The sequence below is a fragment of the Amycolatopsis sp. lyj-346 genome, assembly GCF_046548975.1.
In the GTDB taxonomy this organism is placed as follows: domain Bacteria; phylum Actinomycetota; class Actinomycetes; order Mycobacteriales; family Pseudonocardiaceae; genus Amycolatopsis.
In genome coordinates this window covers 1-721 of the sequence record NZ_JAJPWT010000058.1, presented here as the reverse complement: position 1 = coordinate 721, position 721 = coordinate 1, and the positions used below count along the sequence as shown (strand labels likewise).

Annotated in this window: 1 protein-coding gene; it reads right to left on the bottom strand. The window is 69.5% G+C overall.

What is annotated here, in order from left to right; genetic code table 11:
• The coding region (locus ACLJQE_RS44655) for a transposase family protein (protein WP_410645923.1) at window positions 1-581 on the bottom strand (581 nt) is incomplete at its 3' end.
• Window positions 582-721: the final 140 nt, after the last annotated feature.

The following is a 721-nucleotide window of genomic DNA, read 5'->3' as shown; positions in this document are numbered from 1 at the left end:
TGGAAACCTTTGTCCCCAGCCGGGGACAAACCATGGGCGTGGAGCCGTTCCCTCAGACAAAGCCGGCGAGCGGCGGTGATGTCGGCCGTCCGCCCGGCCTGCACCGCCGAGATCCACAACAGCCGGCCTGCCTCATCGGTGAGGGCCAGCACGACCAGGCCATGGTGTTTGTGCTTGCCGCTGTAGTTGGCCCGGTTCGCCGGGCCGGTGCGGCGACGGGTCCGGATCAGCGTCCCGTCCACCAGCACCACCACCGCGCCCCGCGCGGCCAGCCGCCGCAGAACCCGCCCCAACCGGGCCGCTCGGGCGGCGAGCAGGGTGATGACTTCCAGCACCCATCGCCGCACCGTGGACGCCGAGACACCCTGACCACCGCCGATGTCGGCCAGCCGCTGGTCGTGGCGCAGCACGGCCAGCACCACCAGCGCCTGCCCGGCAGGGCCAGCTTTACGCCACCGCGAGCGCATTTGCCGACGTCGCGTCCGGATCAACCCGGCGACCATGCCCAGGGTCCGGCGCGACAGCGGGAGGGTGACCTGGTAAGAAATGGGGCCGAAGCCCTCGGCAGGTTGTTGACTCACATCTCGATCTTGCCGAGGGCTTCACTCATACCCGCGGACACCACACCGTCCCGACGCCGGTTGCTGCCACACCAACCGAACCAGCCCTGCCACACCGCCCCCACCAGCAACAACCACGATGAAACAACCCCATTGGGGCG